14 protein-coding genes are annotated in these 17217 nt (G+C 49.6%); 1 reads left to right on the forward strand and 13 read right to left on the reverse strand.

Annotated elements, in window-relative coordinates; genetic code table 11:
• Positions 1–361: 361 nt before the first annotated feature.
• From MCJ35_RS20985 to MCJ35_RS21020, 8 genes are all read right to left on the reverse strand, one after another.
• Positions 362–766 carry a DUF2304 domain-containing protein gene (locus MCJ35_RS20985; RefSeq protein ID WP_008719971.1) on the reverse strand — a complete coding sequence of 135 codons (405 nt, stop codon included), beginning with the start codon at positions 764–766 and terminating at the stop codon, positions 362–364.
• Positions 767–807: 41 nt separating this feature from the next.
• Positions 808–1776 carry a glycosyltransferase gene (locus MCJ35_RS20990; protein ID WP_025485465.1) on the reverse strand — a complete coding sequence of 323 codons (969 nt, stop codon included), beginning with the start codon at positions 1774–1776 and terminating at the stop codon, positions 808–810.
• Positions 1757–3079 carry a lipopolysaccharide biosynthesis protein gene (locus MCJ35_RS20995; RefSeq protein WP_025485464.1) on the reverse strand — a complete coding sequence of 441 codons (1323 nt, stop codon included), beginning with the start codon at positions 3077–3079 and terminating at the stop codon, positions 1757–1759. The genes MCJ35_RS20990 and MCJ35_RS20995 overlap by 20 nt, the downstream gene beginning before the upstream one ends.
• A gap of 6 nt (positions 3080–3085) precedes the next feature.
• Positions 3086–3772, reverse strand: a complete 687-nt coding sequence (locus tag MCJ35_RS21000; RefSeq protein ID WP_025485463.1) for a glycosyltransferase family 2 protein — start codon at positions 3770–3772, stop codon at positions 3086–3088.
• A 66-nt stretch (positions 3773–3838) separates the two neighbouring features.
• Complete coding sequence (locus MCJ35_RS21005) at positions 3839–4852, reverse strand: ATP-grasp domain-containing protein (protein WP_025485462.1); 1014 nt, start codon at positions 4850–4852, stop codon at positions 3839–3841.
• Positions 4853–4893: 41 nt separating this feature from the next.
• Entirely contained in the window at positions 4894–6027 is a 1134-nt protein-coding gene (locus MCJ35_RS21010; protein ID WP_008719978.1) for a DegT/DnrJ/EryC1/StrS family aminotransferase, read from the reverse strand.
• A gap of 72 nt (positions 6028–6099) precedes the next feature.
• Positions 6100–6996 (reverse strand): glycosyltransferase family 2 protein, encoded by an 897-nt coding sequence (locus MCJ35_RS21015; protein WP_008719979.1) that lies wholly within the window; start codon positions 6994–6996, stop codon positions 6100–6102.
• A 94-nt stretch (positions 6997–7090) separates the two neighbouring features.
• Positions 7091–8092: a glycosyltransferase family 8 protein gene (locus MCJ35_RS21020; protein ID WP_025485460.1), complete on the reverse strand. Its 1002-nt coding sequence runs from the start codon at positions 8090–8092 to the stop codon at positions 7091–7093.
• 162 nt (positions 8093–8254) lie between these two features.
• Here MCJ35_RS21020 and MCJ35_RS21025 point away from each other — a divergent pair, with 162 nt between their 5' ends.
• Entirely contained in the window at positions 8255–9817 is a 1563-nt protein-coding gene (locus MCJ35_RS21025) for a L,D-transpeptidase (RefSeq protein ID WP_025485459.1), read from the forward strand.
• A gap of 487 nt (positions 9818–10304) precedes the next feature.
• On the opposite strand, the gene MCJ35_RS21030 is transcribed toward MCJ35_RS21025, so the two are convergent.
• The 5 genes from MCJ35_RS21030 to MCJ35_RS21050 form a co-directional block, all read right to left on the reverse strand.
• The gene (locus MCJ35_RS21030; RefSeq protein WP_025485458.1) at positions 10305–12926 is read right to left on the reverse strand and encodes a KGGVGR-motif variant AAA ATPase; all 2622 of its coding nucleotides are present in this window, start codon (positions 12924–12926) and stop codon (positions 10305–10307) included.
• A gap of 4 nt (positions 12927–12930) precedes the next feature.
• The gene (locus MCJ35_RS21035; RefSeq protein ID WP_025485457.1) at positions 12931–13368 is read right to left on the reverse strand and encodes a hypothetical protein; all 438 of its coding nucleotides are present in this window, start codon (positions 13366–13368) and stop codon (positions 12931–12933) included.
• A 328-nt stretch (positions 13369–13696) separates the two neighbouring features.
• Positions 13697–15139 carry a lipopolysaccharide biosynthesis protein gene (locus MCJ35_RS21040; protein WP_025485456.1) on the reverse strand — a complete coding sequence of 481 codons (1443 nt, stop codon included), beginning with the start codon at positions 15137–15139 and terminating at the stop codon, positions 13697–13699.
• Positions 15140–15187: 48 nt separating this feature from the next.
• Complete coding sequence (locus MCJ35_RS21045) at positions 15188–16174, reverse strand: glycosyltransferase family 2 protein (RefSeq protein ID WP_008719983.1); 987 nt, start codon at positions 16172–16174, stop codon at positions 15188–15190.
• Between the two features lie 3 nt (positions 16175–16177).
• On the reverse strand, positions 16178–17212 hold the full coding sequence (locus tag MCJ35_RS21050) for a glycosyltransferase family 2 protein (protein ID WP_034577502.1): 1035 nt from the start codon (positions 17210–17212) through the stop codon (positions 16178–16180).
• Positions 17213–17217: the final 5 nt, after the last annotated feature.

Below are 17217 nucleotides of genomic sequence, written 5' to 3' on the forward strand. Positions count from 1 at the left end.
GATGTCCTTCCTGTCCCGCACAGCCTTCTTTCCTGGCACGTCCGTCCTGCCCGGCACAGCCTTCTTTTCCAGCTTATCCGTCATGCCCGGAACAGCCTTCTTTTCCAGCTTATCCGCACTGCCCGGCACAGCTTTCTTATCCGGCTTATCCGTCATGCCCGGCACAGCCTTCCTTTCCAGCTTATCCGCACTGCCCGGCACAGCTTTCTTATCCGGCTTATCCGTCATGCCCGGCACAGCCTTCCTTTCCAGCTTATCCGCACTGCTCGGCACAGCCTTCTTCCCCAGCACATCCGTTCTGTCCGGCACGCCCTTTCCGCCCGGCTCATCCCCCCCGCACGGCATGCCATTTCCACCTTTCCTACCTGCCATCCTCATCCTCCCCGGCCCCTTCGCTCCCAAGAAGTTCCTGCATCTTAAGCTCCAGTTCCTCCCTTTCCTTCTGGGCCAGGGCGATTTTCTGCACCAGTTCCTTCTGCTTACTCTCCATCTGGGACACCTGGAGGGTCATGCCAAAGACTTTGACCATGAGAAGGAAAATCATGAACAGGAACAGGAAATTAGGCGTGGAATAGATTCCAAGGAGCCTGGCGCATGCATCAGCCACGCCGGGGAACAGGGAGAACACAACCAGGATCAGGGCCACAATGACCCAGAACATGGCGGCTTCAATCTGTACCTTTGCCTGGCGTATTTTCCTCATCATAAAAGACATAGTCAGCAAAGAGACTATAACCAATATGACCCTGAATATAGGTTGCATCATAGGCCCACCTGCTTTCTTTGGTTATTTCTAAATATTTCCGATTATTTCCAATATTCTTTATTCATACTGCATTTGGCCGCAAGGCCGGAGGGCAGCAGGCGGTAACACCTGCCCAAGCGGTAGCCCATGTACTTAAAACCGCTCTTCACAATCATCCCGGGCACCAGCCACGGGCGGCGCTGCTTCACCAGATAGCGGGCGGTCTGCTTCACCAGGCGGATTCCCTCACTTTCAGAGTGGATTCCCTGAAATACCTCAGGATGGTCTGTCTGGGACACGGCCAGGTCAAAATTCCTGTGGAACTGGGTCATGCAACCGTAATTGTGGGAGTGGATGACCCTTGCCTCGGCCACGTAGGCCACCGCGTAATCATCCTGCAGCACGGCCTTTCCGGCAAATATCATATCCTCATTAAAAATCGTCTTGTTGATGAATCCGCCCTGGAACCAGAATTTCTCCCTGTCATAGGCGCAGCACACATTGGATGCAAAAAAGGTCTTGATGCCCATGCGCCCCAGGTCATCCTTTGTCTTGATGCAGCTCTCCTCCGGATAATTAAAGGACCTGGTATACCGCTCTGCCAGGGGACAGTCCTTATCCGGCAGCTGGCGGGCATATGCCATGATGACTGATTCCCCCTGTGGACCGCGCTTATCAAACGCAGCCACCAGATGTTCAATCATCCGGTCATCCGCAGGCACCGCATCGTCCGTCATGAATACCATGATATCCGCCCTGCTGTAACGCGCGCCCCTGTTCCTGGTGGCCCCGTGGTCAAACTCAGCCTTGGGCAGGTGATGGACCTGAAGGTTGTCAATCCCCTCATACCCCTTATCGTTCCAGTAAGCCTTCTCCGTGTTCATCACGATGATCCTTCCTATGGGGTATGTCTGCCGTTCCAGCATTTTTAAAAGCCTGGAAAACTTCTTTCCCGGTTTATAGGTCGGTATGATAACATCCACCCTGCGGCGGTATGTGTTCTCTGATGTCCTATTCTTCACTTCCTCCATTACCAGCATACTCCTTTTTTTCGTTCTGATAAACACCTGTCATGAACAGGCCGAATCCCACCACCAACATAACCATCAGCAGCAGATAGCAGGATGCCGCCCCGTTTATACCGAAGCTTGAAACCAGCGTCCCTGACAATAACACTGCCGCTGCCGCCGCGCTCAGATATACGATGAAAATAGCCTTCTGCTTACGCATGATGACCAGCGAGTAGTACATCAGGTTAGCCAGGGCATAGAACCCGCCTCCCAGCACAATCACGATGAACGCGCCGTGATATTGCACCAGCATACCGTCATACCGGACGCCTAACAGGAATTCCATCACCGACAGCACCCATCTGCCAAGCACTGCCGTGGCCCCCACGGCCAGGACCGTAAGTCCCAGGATGACAACGCCGATTCTGGAAAGTTCCTTCTTAAAGCTGTCAAAGTCCCGGGCCAGCCACATATTGGTAAGCTTGGTAAGAAAGGGGCGGATGATAAAGTTGGCTACCATATAAATAACAGAGGTGGGCATAAAAATCAAGTTAAAGTATCCGGAAGCAGCATCATTTATTTTCGCATCAATGGCATACTTGGCAGCGGAAAACACGTAAAAATCCAGGAAGGTGGAAACAAACAGGAATACGGTGCTGCTAAACAGCGCCCTGTTCTTCCCCTCCCCCTTATTCCAGTCCACATGTACCAGCGCATGGATTACATCCAGATTAAACAGGGCCACCCCAAGCATCTGTGCCGCCACCGCCACAACGCAGGCCAGCAGCAGATGTTCAAATGCAGCCAGTGTCACCAAAAATGCGGACACGGATAGAATAGTCCTGAAAAAATTGGATTTCCCGGTCAGGTAAAGGCTTCCCTGACGCTGGAATTCCGACTCATATACATCAGCATACCCATCTATTACCTTGTATATGACAAGCAGGATGAGAATCATGCACTTGGATGCACTGTACTGCCCGGCGCCATGCCGGAAGGTCAGGAGCAGCGCCCCAAAAATCAGGGCCAGGATACAGGTAATGTTACGGTACTCCAGGTATTCCCCAAAGGTAAACTCGCCTTTATTGTCCGTAATCTGAAACGGCCTAAGCCCAAAATACGCCACAATGAACATCTGCTGGCCCAGGGTGGAGAACCCAAAGGAGAAAATCCCTCCCTGTTCATCCCCCACCATGCGGATGACCAGAAAAGACAGAACCATGCTGGCAAATGCATAGACAAAGCTTCCTGCAATATTCCAGACCACGTTCTGCCGGTCAATATCCGTTCCCTTATATAGTAAATGTCTTGTCAGTTTCTTCATCTATACTCAACGCTTTCTAAAATTCTGTATCAGCAGTATGGACAGCAGCATACGGGTCATGTAGCTTACGGCGGTCAGGGGCTTCAGATAGCTCTCCCCTTCCAGCCTTTCATCAATGGTAACCGGCACCTCGGCCACCCTGGCCCCCTGTTTAATCAGGAAGGACACGGTATCCGGCTCCGGGCCGTAATTCAGGTTCAGGGCAAACTCCTCTATCATCTTCCGGTCAAACAGGCGCATACCGGACGTGGGATCCGTAATCCTGGCCCCGGTGGTCAGGCGGATTACAGCCGCAATCAGACGGCTGCCCACCATGCGCATGGACCAGCCCTTTTTCCCGGAAATGAACCTGGATCCAATGACAATATCAAATCCCTGCTCCATCTTCTCCTTCATGGATCCGATGAACTCCGGCCTGTGCTGTCCATCCCCGTCAAACTGGATGGCATAGCGGTAGCCTTTCTGGTAGGCATATTTCATGCCTGCCTGGAAACAGCCCGCAAGGCCAAGGTTCACCGGCAGGTCCAAAAGGTTGTAGCCGTTCTCCCTGCATATCCGGGCGGTGCTATCCCTGGAACCGTCGTTGACCACCACGTAATCCAGCTCAGGGAAATCCCTCACCAGGTGGTCCACTACCTTCCCTATATTCTTTTCCTCATTGTAAGCCGGTATCACCAGCAGTACCTTATCCATATCAATTCCTCTGTCAGATTATATTACGCCTGTGCCGTGGGTCCATCCGTGCCTTTGGCATCCATATCACCATACCAGAAGCCGTATATCCTTCTGCGCCCTGACGCCGGGCCTGGCGGACAGCACCTCATCCCCCGGCTCCCTGCCCATGGCCCAGAGAACCAGGGCCAGGGGCAGGTCCACGCCTGCCGCATGGCTGAAGGGATATCCGCCCCCAAAGCGGGCGTTCATTTCCAGAACATAATATGAGCCGTCTTCCTCCAGCACATCCACATCCAGGTTCCCCCTGTGGCAGAGCAGTGTGCCAAGCGTCCTGCCAAGTGCTGCAAGTTCCTGATTGTCAATGGTCCCGGCCGAATCCGTCTCGCCGGAACGCATGGCCATCTTTTCCTTGACAACGGTGGCACGGTATCTCCCGTCCAGGTCGTTCATCACATCCAGCCCATATTCCCGCCCCTTGATCCGCTGCTGGAATATGACGCATGAATCAGGGTCTGCCATGGATTCATATCTCAGATAGGAGTCCTGTATGCCCCTGCGGCATTTGCCTGCAAGCACCCTCATCTCCTCCGGGGCATCCGCCTGGTATACGGACAGGGAGCCCATACCCCAGCGTGGCTTGACCATCACGGGCCAGGAAATGCTCCCATTCCCCACGGCCTTAAGCGCCTCATCCATGGACAGCCAGGAAGCAGGCACAGGGATTCCCGCCTCCCTTAGTACTGTAAATGTCCTCCATTTATCATTGCAGATATCCGCTGCTTCCGGCTCAGCCGTCACAACCACGGTCCCCATCTCAGCAAACAGGCTCCTGTTTGCCGCCAGCACCGGCACATCGATATCAAACAGCGGTATCAGCAGGCCGATTGCCTCCTTTTTACAGTATTCCAGCAAAAAGGGAATATATCCCTTATCGTAGATAAGAGGCGTAATCACCGAACGGTCAGCGCTGGCAAAGGCAGGGCATTCACCGCTGTTAGCCGCATGGACCAGCCCGCCGCAGCCCGCCGTCTTAAGGGCCTCTTTAAAATATCCTGCAAGATAGCCTCTCCTGCCTGCACTTGTAAGTAAAATATTCATAATCACGGCTCCTCGTCATATTTTCTTCCAGCACCGCGCTGTTATTTGCCCAGACTAGTGTTGCATTCCTTCAGAATCCTGCATATCCGGTCCACATCCTCCATCGAAAGGTCGGCATACAGGGGCAGGGTCAGCACCCGCTCCGCCATATACGCGGCCACCGGCGTATCCTCAGGCGAGAACCGCCCTTCGTAGCACTGGAACCCGTTGGTCAGGGGATAAAAATATTTCCTGGGATAAATGTCATTTGCGGCCAGGGCGTCGTATACCTGGTTCCTGTCAGCCCCAAAGCCGTCAAATATAACAGGGAAATACGCATAATTCGGCGTAAGCCCTTTTTGGCAGCGCGGAAGCTTAAGCCCTGGAATGCCGTCCAGATGTTCCATATAACGCTCCACCACTTTCCTGCGTTTCCCAATCTCCTCATCCACATGGCGGAGGTTGCACAGGCCCATGGCGGCCTGGAACTCGTTCATCTTGGCATTGCCGCCCACCCAGACCACATGGTCCTGGTCCACAATCCCGTAATTCTTCAGACAGTTAAGCCTGTGGTCCATCCATTCCTCAGCAAACGTCACCGCGCCGCCCTCGATGGAGTTAAACACCTTGGTGGCATGGAAGCTGAAAATGCTGGCGTCCCCGAACTCAGCCACGCCCTTCCCATTGTAACGCTCCCCAAAGGTATGGGCCGCATCATAAATCACCTTCAGGCCATGCTTTTTGGCAATGGCCCCAATCCGCTCCACATCACAGATATTGCCGTACACATGGACCGGGATGATGGCCGATGTGCGTTCTGTGATCAGGGCCTCTATTTTGTCCGGGTCCATGGTATAGTCCGCCGGGTTGATGTCGCAGAACACAGGCGTCAGCCCGTTGCGCACAATCGCATGGGTGGTGGATGCAAATGTAAACGGAGTGGTTATCACTTCTCCGGTCAGCTCCAGGGCCTGGATTGCCATCTCTAAGGCCATGTGTCCGTTGACGAACAGCACCAGCCGGTCTGTTCCCATGTATTCCTTCAGCTCCTGTTCCAGCTGTTTGTGGAAATCCCCCATATTGGTCATCCATGCGCTGTCCCATATGGGCTTAATCATCTCAATATATTCTTCGTACGAAGGCATTGAAGACCTGGTAACCAGAATCTTCTCCCTTTTATCTTCCTGTCGGTTCATGAAACATTTCCTTTCCGGGTGGCGCCAATGCATGCAGCACAGTTCGTCATTTTCCATCCATGCACAATCCATTTACCACCGCAGCCCGCACACAACCGTGAGGAACCATACCTCTGCCAGTATGATGTCCAGTACCAATCCGGCTCCCGCCATCCGGGCAGGTCCTGCGTGCAGGTATTCCTTATAATAGTACATCTTACTCTGGTGAAGCAGCCTCTGCTTATCAACAATCCGCTTCAGGCTCTTGTCAATGGTGACGGAATGCGCATGGACATAGGATTCGTCCGTTACCAGCACAGTCTTTAACCCCAGCTCCTGAAACTTCCGGCCCAGCACCTTTTCCTCATAGTACAGGAAAATATGGCTGTCAAACAGCTCCTCTGTATCCTGTGGTGTCAAAAGCCCCGGCTTCAGCATAAAAAAAGACCCGGGCACTGCATCCACCAGGCGGCTGTCCTCATCCCCCGCGTTCTGAAGGCGGTAGGACGGGGTATTCAGCATGGCCTTAAACAGCCGTCTGGTAATAAGCCCGGTGTCCAGCAGGTCTTTCCACAAAGGCAGCAGGGTCCAGTAGGAGAACAGATCCTTCCCCTGCGGATCCACCACCCGGGCCGAAGCCATCACCGCGTCCTCCGTGTTATCCAGGGCATGCTTCACCCGCTCGATGCACCGGGGCGTCACGTGGATATCCGGGTTGGCGATGATGATATAATCCGCTTCCAGATATTCCACCGCATAGTTAATGCCGGCCTGGTTGCCCATGCCGTATCCGCCATTTTCCTCGGTCCTCAATACGTGGATCTTGTCCGTGTGCCGCAGTGTCTTAAGCTTTTCCCAGGAATCGTCCGTGGAACAGTTGTCCACCAGCACGATGGAATCCAGGCACGGATACTCCCTTATCTCATTGGCAAGCGCCATGGCGGTGGCGGCATCGTTATAGTTTAATATAATACAGCATATTTTGTCCATATCAATCCTTGTTCCCACTTTATTTCCAGATTCTCCAGCATCTGCCTGTCCCCAATCTATCCCCGCTTCCTCCGGACATCTGCCTGTCCCCAATCTATCTCCGCTTCCTCCGGCTGTCCACCAGCTTCATCCCCATGCTGCGGCTGACCCACAGCCTGAAGGGCGGACAGAGCCAGGTCAGGCGGTTGAACAGCCACCACATGTGCATATACCGTTCTTTCCCGGTCTGCTTGGGCGTGTCCTTCCATGGCGTCTTGGCAAGATAATACTCATACAGCTTCTTAAAATGATTATGGTTCCCGGCAATCCATGGCCGCTCGTCCCCCAGATAATGGATGATGGCCGGTGAACGCCTGGCCTCCAGATAGGCCTCCTCACCAATCTCCCGGTAGGCCGCACACATGGAGCACAGGGTGGAATACCGGAAATAGCGGTAATTGGTAAAATAATTGTATTTCACCGGAAGTGTCTTTATTCTTCCTTTCAGGGCGCCGTTGATGGTATCCTGGTCGCATGCAAAGAGCCTGCCATGACAGCTTTTGTAGAAATCCAATAGTTTCTGAAGCACATCCTCCTGGCGCCACCTGTCAAGGGCCATGAGCAGTACTCCTGAATTGTAATACGGGTCGTCCTTGCCCATACCGATGGATTCCTTCATCTCCTTATACACCGTGGGTTCCATTACCATCCCCACCAGCGCATCCCCTAATTCAGTTTCATAAAGGGGCCTTATGCTCTTGCATACAATGGTGTCGCAGTCCAGGTACAGGGCCTTCTTCACGGTGCCGGGCAGCACCTGGGGCGCAAAGAGCCTGCCCATGGCGCTGATATCAAACCCCCTGGTATCAATATCAAAGTCAAACCGCTGCTTTAAGTCCCCCAGCTCCACCACATGAAGGGTCCTGTGAAATGCCTCCGCCATGCCAGCAAGCCTTTCCTTATATTCCTGGCACATCTGGGCAGATAGTATATAAATATCCATATTCCTTATATTCCGGTTATTATCCAGTAAAGAATACATGGATGCGGCCAGATGTCCGGCATACCCGTCATTGGACGCATATATGATATTGGCTGTTTCTTCATTCCATTCCATATTATGCCACCTGTTTCTTACGTTCTTTGGTCTTTCTAGTGTCATTTTGTTTACAATTTTACATTATCACTTCTAAAAAGTAAATCACATCTGGAATTTTTCCCTTAAATATGATAAATTAGGACATGTATGGTATCTATAAAATTTAGGAGGATTTTTCCAATGCATAAGTACATGAAACGTACTGCTGCTGCACTGCTTGCCGGAGTCTTCATCATCGGACAGGCATGTACGGCATTGGCAGCACAGGATGATTCCAATTACGGGCCTGCATTCGGCACCACCAAGGCAGAACAGACTGCACCTGGCGGCGGACAGGCTTCTGGCGATAATCAGGCTTCCGGTGACAGCCAGGCTTCCGACGGCAATCAGGCCTCCGGTGACAACCAGGCTTCGGGCGGCAGCCAGACACAGCCCACCCAGGGCGCTGCCACGGAGACTCTCCCCGGAAACGATGCGGCAGCCAATGCCCAGGCGGATGCGGATGCGGCGGCAGCCCAGGCAGCGGCCGAACAGGCGGCGGCAGCTGAGGAAGCAGCCATGCAGGCTGCCATCATTGCCAACACGCCTTATCTTCAGCTTCAGGTACTGCGTCCCGATACCACCTGGACCGACCCGGTCATTGGTGACACAACCGTTGTTTCCGAAGGAGGATTCCGTTCCCTCTGTATCTATCTGAACAACATCGTGGGCAATGTACTTTACAGGACCTACACCAGCGCACACGGATGGAGTGAATGGGCCATGAACGGCGACCATACCACGGTATGGGAGGACGGCGCCCTGGTAGAAGCCATCCAGATCCGGTTCACGGGATTTGTAGGCAACACCTTTGACGTTTATTACCAGACTACCCTGACCGACGGCACAGAACTTAACTGGGCGCGCAACGGACAGACAGCAGGCACCATGGGCACAGGAAAGGTAATGCAGAGCTTCCGCGTATCCCTTTGGGGTAAGAATGGCGAAGCCGCATCCTACAACATGGATAAACCTCTGGAGGCAGCTGCCCCGGACGGCATCCAGACCATTGACGGGGCTGTTGTGTACAGCAGCGGGACCGGCGTACCCTTCACCGGATGGGGCTGGAATGACAGGGACCGCTACTACTTTGTGAACAATGTCCCGGTTACAGGATGGCAGTACATAGACGGCTACAAGTATTATTTTGATGAGACAGGCAAGGTTGTAACCGACTTAGAGCCGCTTATCGGCGCCAACGGTCCCTTCCTTATCCGCATCAACAAGCAGATGAACACTACCACCGTGTATGTACAGGACGGCGGAAACGGCTTTATCATCCCGCTTAAGACATTCCTCTGTTCCACTGGCGAGGATACCCCATTAGGTACGTTCAAGACACCTGAGAAGTACCGCTGGAGGCTGATGAACAGCGGCGTTTATACACAGTATGCAACACGCCTTGGTTCAGGTTTGAGCTTCCTGCTCCACTCCATTATTTACGACAGCCCCAATGTGAACACGCTGAAGCCCGAGACTTATAACTTCCTGGGCGTGGTACGTTCCGCAGGCTGTATCCGTTACACATCCGGTGATTCCAAGTGGATTTTTGACCACTGCGCACTGGGTACCACGGTTGAGGTTTACAATTCCTCCATCCCCGGCCCATATGACAGGCCTGCCATTGAGCAGCCTATCTCAGCCGACCAGCACTGGGATCCCACGGACCCGGTTGCAGTGGCGGCCATGAACGGCGGGCAGTAGGGACATAAGGACAGTACGTATTGTGGACTGGCCCGGATACAAAGATACATAGGTAATCATAAATTCAAAAGGCCGCAGCACACCAATTAATTTAAAGAGTGCTACGGCCTTTGCTTTGTCTTTCTTTCCAATCACATCCAGTTTTTAACTCCACCGTTTTCTAGGAACCGGTATCAGATTATAGGGCTTTGCAAACCTACGAAACTCATCTGTATTATCATATAATGCGGCTAAATCCCACAAATCGATAATTTTATGAAGATTCCTCAAACTCTCCCCAAATCTTTTCTCAACATCTTTGTCCGGTATTCCGTGGCCTGCTATTTTCACTCATTCTGCAATTCTCTTTTTCGCTATCACCGGAGAATCAACACAGGCATAATGTAATTCAATTACATACCCCAATTGCTTTGCCCTATATATTGTCAGTAATTATCGAAGTAAAGGACATCCTGTTTCTAAATATCTAAACAATAAATTCATGCTACTATTTTAATAATAAAGACAATACCTTGGGCCTTGCGCCCTTTTCATATCTGAATTTCAACGCATGTCTGATTATTTCCGGCAAATAATATTTATCATTCTCAACCTTTAAATATCCTTCTTGTTTCATAATTTTTTCTTCTGCAGGAGTAAGATTGAACGTGTCATTATAGAAAGGCAAAATTTTCTTTTCTTCTGCGGCGCTGTCCAGCTTATCAAATATTGGCTCAAGAACTTTTATTTCTTGTTTGACCTCAGAAATTTTAGCATTTGAGCAGTCAGACACTGCCTTTTTTATTTCAACAGGCATTAAATACCTGTCATCATACACACGTTTCCCCACCTCTTTCGTTGCATATTCTAAAAATCTGATGATATCTCTCGCCTGAAGCTGCCCATTAAAGTCTGACAATGCCGCCAAAATCCATCTCGAAGAATAGGCTTCATTGGATGTGGCTTTACCTAATTTTCTCCCCCACAATTTTATAAGGTTCCGTTCAATTATTTCTCCTGATGCCAACTCGATTGCAACTTCCTCCTGATAAAACTCAGGTGCGGCTTGACTCACGAGCCAAACTACCAGCCTTAACGCTTCCGTACTTGACCATTTTAATTCAACAGAGTTATAAAGAGAATTAAACTGTTCAAAATTAACCGTTATTGAATCACGTGCCATGTCCTTTCTGAGAAATACCATCAGCCCAAAATTTTTGTACCTGACTTTAATTTCATTCATCATATCCCTGCACAATGCTACTATCGCGTTTTGCTCTGTCTGAAAAGAAATTGTCTGTGTAAATATTTCCTCTAATCCATCAATAAGGAATATTACCTGAATTTTATGTTCTTCTAAATCGCTTTCTAATTCTTCAAACGATTGGTATGCATGATTTAAAGACTGTAAAATAATTTCTTTCCAAATTTCTTTCCAGCCTAAAATATCATGATTCCCCCTGTCATAATTTAACACTAAATCATGATTGTCAATATACACAGAACTGTTGATTTTTCCTTTTAAGTTATACTGATTATAGTTCTGCACCGCTTCCTGCATGATTTCACCAAATCCGGTTGCCGTTGCTGATGCCAGTAGGGGAACCGCTATCGTTTTCTTTCCTGTCTCCCCCTTCTCTTTTTGATCTACACTTAGTATAAAATTTTCCCAATACTTATTTCTCAATATTTCCCGATATAAAAACGTCTTACCAGACCCTTTTGCACCCATAATTACCGTATTAGGTAGATTGCTTCTATATTTCCTGATTAAATTCTGAATCGGTTCTGTCATCAACACGTCAAATGCTGCATTTCCTTCAGCAGTAATCTGGTTCTTTGCTAAACTATGAATACTTTTTATTACTGATTTCCGTTTGTTAAAATCTACTTCTGTACTTTTTCCTTTATCTGAAAAATAGTTATTTTGCACTATCAAATAAATTCTTTTATAAAATTCCCTCCCCTCTAAATTTTTCATAATATGTTGCAACGACTCCAAATGCACAAGTTCGCTTGCAAAGGGAAGCTCTGTCACCAAATTATCCGTTAAAGAAATATTTTCATCCGTTTCACTCTTTTCATATGCAGCAATTAAGTCGCTTATGATATCGGATGGTTTCAATCCTTCCGGAACCATAGTCAATAATATCTCTGGCAACAATGTATTCTCCGACAAAGGAAGCCCCTTGTTTAATTGCTGTAACAAGATTTCCGTCCCTTTTACAGACTGATAAGAAGTTGATGTTACCAGATACTTTTTTACTCTCGGATCGAACAATATCGGTGCCGAAAATTCACTTAAACCTGCGCGTAAATCAATTAAAACCATATCTGCATTTAATTTTTCCCCTAACTTAGACAAAACCTCCGCAAGAATATATTTTTTATTATAGCTAAGTGCAAGACTTTCAGGGCTAGAATACATATCCAGTAATTGTTCAATATATCTGTAGGTCGGTAAAACGATATGCTCAACTAAACTTTGTTCCGTCTCAATCTTTACAGTCAATTCCGCCACTTTATCAGCAATCAGTGAAATAATCTCATCCACATTATTTTTTCCCTGTGTCACCTCCAGTAAGTCCAAATAACTAAATAGAGGCTCCTCTGACTTGGTAGTCAACCATGTAATCCCCGGCGCCTCTATATCCGAATCAATAATAAGCAGCCGCTTTGAATTTTTTAGATTTTTAAGAGAAGACCACGCCTTAACGAATGCCAATAATGAAAGCGTACGGCCTACGCCCCCTTTATATGAATGAAATGCAATTACAGGAACACCTGGCAAATCTTCACTTAACATCTCATTATAATAAGCTGATTGCTGATATAAAACCTTTTTAAAAAGAGGAGTCCCGGATACGTTATGCTCCACTATATCTCCCTGCTCAAAAAAAACGTCTAAATATTCGCCTTCAAATTCCAGGTTTATTTTTTTATTTTGTTGATCATACTTATGATCCATCAACTCACAAAGTAACATTTCCACATCATTTATTACATCCATGCTTTTTATATATATAATAATTTCAGAAGAATACGTTTCTATTTCTAAAATCTTATCTTCCCACACTTTTTTATTTAATAAAAGTTTTCTCTCTACATCTTTCCAGGTATACAATAACATTAATTCACATCCCTTCCTCAATCCAATTCGCAATTTTTCTTAATTCTTCCTCATACACCGACTCTACACTTTTATCTTTTTCCTTGATTCTGATACAATATCTATATAACTGATGATAATTTTCAATTATTATACTGTCATTATGTATTGTCAATAATTGTGGGAATTTAAATACCCCCTGCTGTCCTAATTCTTTCAATATTCTGTCCAAATTATGAGTTTTCAATACGTTTTTTTTCTTTTCGTCTTTTCCTTCCAATATATTTTTGGGGTTCTCCTCATGCCATTTATCTAATAGTAAATACTTCAGACCACATTCAACGCTATAAACCAGTAATAATCTTCGACTATTCAAATCATCATTATCATCTCGTAGGCGCTTATATGTAACATAATGTTTTCTATATCCTTGTTTATAATCTCTTTTGTCTGCTAATATCATCTATTATGAACACCTCCCAACGACATTCTTTTTTTAGTATACTATAATTATTGCTTTTAAAAAAGATATAGCCCCTAATTTGCTATATCTTTTCATACTATTTCAATATACTGATTAATAAATCATTGCACCCATGGTCCTGGCCCACGGCCAGTCTTCAATCTGCACCATCCTACTACAGATGACTGAGGAAAAGCAGACCATCCTTGGGAAATACTACCAGTGTAAAGAACAGATTCCCGCTGCAACGGCGGCATTGCAACTCAGCGGGAATAAAATAGAAGATGCATTATGCAGGATAAAAGATAAAACCGGATCTGACCAGACACTATTTCTTCCGCTTCACCATCCCAAGCAGATACGTAAAGCTCTCCACCCTGAACAGGGCGGCCGCTCCCCCATAGATAAGCGCCCCTGCGCCAATCTGAAGGATCAGCTTCATCCATGGACCGCCGGGCAATACGAACTGGAGGGCATACACAGCAGCGCACATTCCCACGGAAAGGGCCATGGACGGCATGATATCCATCCACTGGCTGGATATGCTGTATCCCAGCAGCTTCTTGTTGGGCCACGCATTGATGAAGGTACACAGGAAATCAATGACAGCCTTGATGGATACAAGGATGAACGGGCCGAACTGGGCCCCGATCACAAGTCCCAGGATACCGATGGTCTTCTTTATGACCTCCAGTTTCAGGAAGATATCGCTGCGCCCCACCGCGTTGATGGCCTGGAGGTTGGTGATGTGGATGGGCCAGAAGGAGTATGCAATACACATGATCCTAAGATAAGGCACGCAGATCATCCATTTCTCCCCCAGCAGCGCCAGCACCATGGTATCCGCCACTGCAAACAGCCCGAACAGCATGGGAAGCACCAGGAAGGAACTGGTCCTGATGGCCCTGCGCACCATGCTCCTGACCTGGGCAATGTCCCCCTGCCTGGAGGAAAATGCCGGCAGCAGCACGGCCTGTATGGCTGCCCCCAGGTTATTGACAATCAGCTTGGGGAACTGGTCGCCCCGGTTATAGGCGCCCAGCAGTTCCTCATTATAAATCTTCCCCATGATTAATCCGTAAAGGTTGTTGAACAGGGTGTCTAAAAGGGCTGCCAGCAGCAGCTTCCATCCAAATGAGAACATGGAACGGATACGGCCCATGGCAAACACCAGGCGCGGTTTCCAGCTGACCGTCAGGAACAGGGTGGTCATAAGCGCCAGATAATAGGCAATCTGCTGGCCCACCATGGCCCAGACGCCCATTCCCCTGTACGCCATGAAGATACTGGCCGCGCCGGATATCACCACCGCCGCCATGGTGGCCTTAAACAGGCCCTTGAACTCCATTTTCCTGGACACATAGGCGGTCTGCACTGAAATCACGGCCCCAGGGAACAGCACCACGGCCAGGACCCTGACAATGGGCACCAGCACATCGTTGTGGTAAAATCCCGCGATGGAGGGCGCTGACGCGTACAGCGCAGCATACATCACGCCCGCAATCACAAGGCTGAAATAAAACACAGACGAGAAATCCGCGTCATCCGAATGCTTTTTCTGCACCAGCGCCGTGCTGAAACCGTTCTGCACCACCACGTTGGCAATGGTGATGAATATCATGATGATACTGACCAGGCCATATTCCGCCGGGCTTAGAAGCCGGGCCAGGATGATGGCAATCACAAACTGGATTCCCTGGGCGCCGCCATTTTCTAAAATTTTCCAAAACAGGCCTTTCAGGACCTTATTCTTTATCTCTGTCTCCGCCAAATCCTAACTTCCTTTCCGTTCCCCTGGATTCCCCTGAATCAACCTGCCTTAATTGCTCCCACGCACCATCCTCTGGAGCAGCCGGTACAGGCCGGGAGCCATGATTTCAAACCGGATGAAGAACCTGGTCCTGAGACTCAGCTCCCTGTAATATCTCCGGTACTCCTTCTTCCTAACCTGGTCATAGTGTTTCGTGTTGACCTGTGTAAGGAAATAAATCCGCTTGGCAGCGCTCATGGCCTCATTATGGAACCGCCCGAAGGTGGAGCGGTCAAATGTCTCATACATTTCCTTCATCTGCTCATAGTAGCGCTTTTGTTTATTTTCATAATCCCCCTGTTTCATCAGGCTGGTCCAGGAGCTTGCCACGCCCACCCGGTACACGCACATAGGCTCGTCCATATAGTAAGCGTATCCGGCACATGCCATCATCAGCTGCATGGGGATATCCCCCACCGGGCAGTGCAGGTAGTAGTCGGGCAGTGTTTTTACGATCCGCGTGGGAAACACAAGGGACGCCGTGGGATATCCCGTGGATTTGTCTACGATGGCCTCCGGCTCCACCTTCCGGCTCTCCCTGTAAGGCCGCATCATCCCTTCTGCCCTGGAACCGTCCACACTTATGATCCTGCTGCTGTGAAAACACAGGGAACAGTCCGGGTTGGCCCGGAGATAATCCACCTGCTTCTGGAGTTTATGCGGGTCTGTCCAGTAATCATCCCCCTCGCACATGGCGATGTATTCCCCCCTGGCCCTTGGAAAATTGAAAATACTGATATTGGAAATCCCCTTGGAATACTGGTTTTCCTCCCTTAGGATCGGTTTTATGATATCCGGGTACCTGGCCGTGTACTCCCGGATGATATCGGCCGTCCCGTCCGTGGACGCATCGTCGTGAATCAGGATTTCGTATGTGAAATCCGTCTTCTGCATCAGGAATCCGTCCAGGGCGCTCCTTATATAGGGTGCATGGTTGTAGGTGATGCAGCAGATGCTGACCGTGGGCCTGACATTTTCCATTCTATAATCATCCATATCTTAATCTCCCATAAACAACATCTGCCCAATGGTCCGAAGGGCTGAATTTTTAGTAAATCCGTAACGTATCATAAGCGCAATCCTGCCAAGCCTGCCCTTTCCCGGAAGTTCCGTGAACGCAGCCAGTATCTCCCTCTGCTCCGGATCCAGCTTATCGCGGAACATGGCCAGCAGGCATCCGGCCTGTCCAAACATAAGCCTGTAATTTTCCTTTGCCCTGCTGCCGTCCCTGATGCGCTCCCCGGCTCCTTTGAGGCTGTCCCCTTTTTCCGCCCCCAGGGTGTTGTCCCTGTGCTGGCGGTACAGATACAATGGCTGCCCCACCCATCCAATCCTTCCAAAACAGCTGGCAAGAAGGGCCAGCCAGGCGTCATGCATCAGGCAGACACTGGGCAGCTGTTCCAGGTACCCAAGCATGGGTCGGTTCATCATGACCGCGCCTCCGGTGACATTATTCTGTACCAGCAGCTGTGAAAGCCTGGTGCGCTCCGGCGATATCTTCTGATAACAAAAAAAGCTGGGGGCAATCTCATTGAGCTGTTCATCCACCACCTTAAGGTCGGAATGGACCAGCACCGGAAGCCTGCTGTCCGGTGGGTTGCCTTCCAGTTCCTGCATTTTCCCAAGAAGCATCTGCACCTTGCAGGGCAGCCACACATCGTCCTGGTCGCTGAGCATGAAGTAGTCTGAGGATGCGGCCCTTATAAGCCTCCCGCCTTCCTCAGGCGTCAAATCGTAATTTCCCTCCCAGGCAGCCTTCCCCTGTCCGGCGGCCAGGGAGGCCATCATTTGAAGGAGTCCCAGGAAATGGGCCGCGGCCCCTCCCGAGCCGGTGCGCCGGTGGAGTACAAGCACACAATCCCTGTGTTTAAGCCCATACTGGTCCAGAAGCTCACCTGTACCGTCCGTGGAGCCGTCGTCTGATACCACAAGAAGGATTCCCCCCTGGCCCTGGGCCAGGATGGAATCCATCTGCTCTTCAATATAATCCCTGCCGTTATAGGCAGCCGCCAGTACCGTTATTCCGTGGTCCATACCTG

It is taken from the genome of Enterocloster sp. OA13 (genome assembly GCF_022440595.1).
In the GTDB taxonomy this organism is placed as follows: Bacteria; Bacillota; Clostridia; order Lachnospirales; family Lachnospiraceae; genus Enterocloster; species Enterocloster hominis.

Bases quoted from the DNA above. Each gene is read 5' to 3' on its own strand.
- MCJ35_RS20985 (WP_008719971.1), bottom strand. From the start codon at position 766: ATGATGCAACCTATATTCAGGGTCATATTGGTTATAGTCTCTTTGCTG.
- MCJ35_RS20990 (WP_025485465.1), bottom strand. From the start codon at position 1,776: ATGGAGGAAGTGAAGAATAGGACATCAGAGAACACATACCGCCGCAGG.
- MCJ35_RS20995 (WP_025485464.1), bottom strand. From the start codon at position 3,079: ATGAAGAAACTGACAAGACATTTACTATATAAGGGAACGGATATTGAC.
- MCJ35_RS21000 (WP_025485463.1), bottom strand. From the start codon at position 3,772: ATGGATAAGGTACTGCTGGTGATACCGGCTTACAATGAGGAAAAGAAT.
- MCJ35_RS21005 (WP_025485462.1), bottom strand. From the start codon at position 4,852: ATGAATATTTTACTTACAAGTGCAGGCAGGAGAGGCTATCTTGCAGGA.
- MCJ35_RS21010 (WP_008719978.1), bottom strand. From the start codon at position 6,027: ATGAACCGACAGGAAGATAAAAGGGAGAAGATTCTGGTTACCAGGTCT.
- MCJ35_RS21015 (WP_008719979.1), bottom strand. From the start codon at position 6,996: ATGGACAAAATATGCTGTATTATATTAAACTATAACGATGCCGCCACC.
- MCJ35_RS21020 (WP_025485460.1), bottom strand. From the start codon at position 8,092: ATGGAATGGAATGAAGAAACAGCCAATATCATATATGCGTCCAATGAC.
- MCJ35_RS21025 (WP_025485459.1), top strand. From the start codon at position 8,255: ATGCATAAGTACATGAAACGTACTGCTGCTGCACTGCTTGCCGGAGTC.
- MCJ35_RS21030 (WP_025485458.1), bottom strand. From the start codon at position 12,926: ATGTTATTGTATACCTGGAAAGATGTAGAGAGAAAACTTTTATTAAAT.
- MCJ35_RS21035 (WP_025485457.1), bottom strand. From the start codon at position 13,368: ATGATATTAGCAGACAAAAGAGATTATAAACAAGGATATAGAAAACAT.
- MCJ35_RS21045 (WP_008719983.1), bottom strand. From the start codon at position 16,174: ATGGATGATTATAGAATGGAAAATGTCAGGCCCACGGTCAGCATCTGC.
- MCJ35_RS21050 (WP_034577502.1), bottom strand. From the start codon at position 17,212: ATGGACCACGGAATAACGGTACTGGCGGCTGCCTATAACGGCAGGGAT.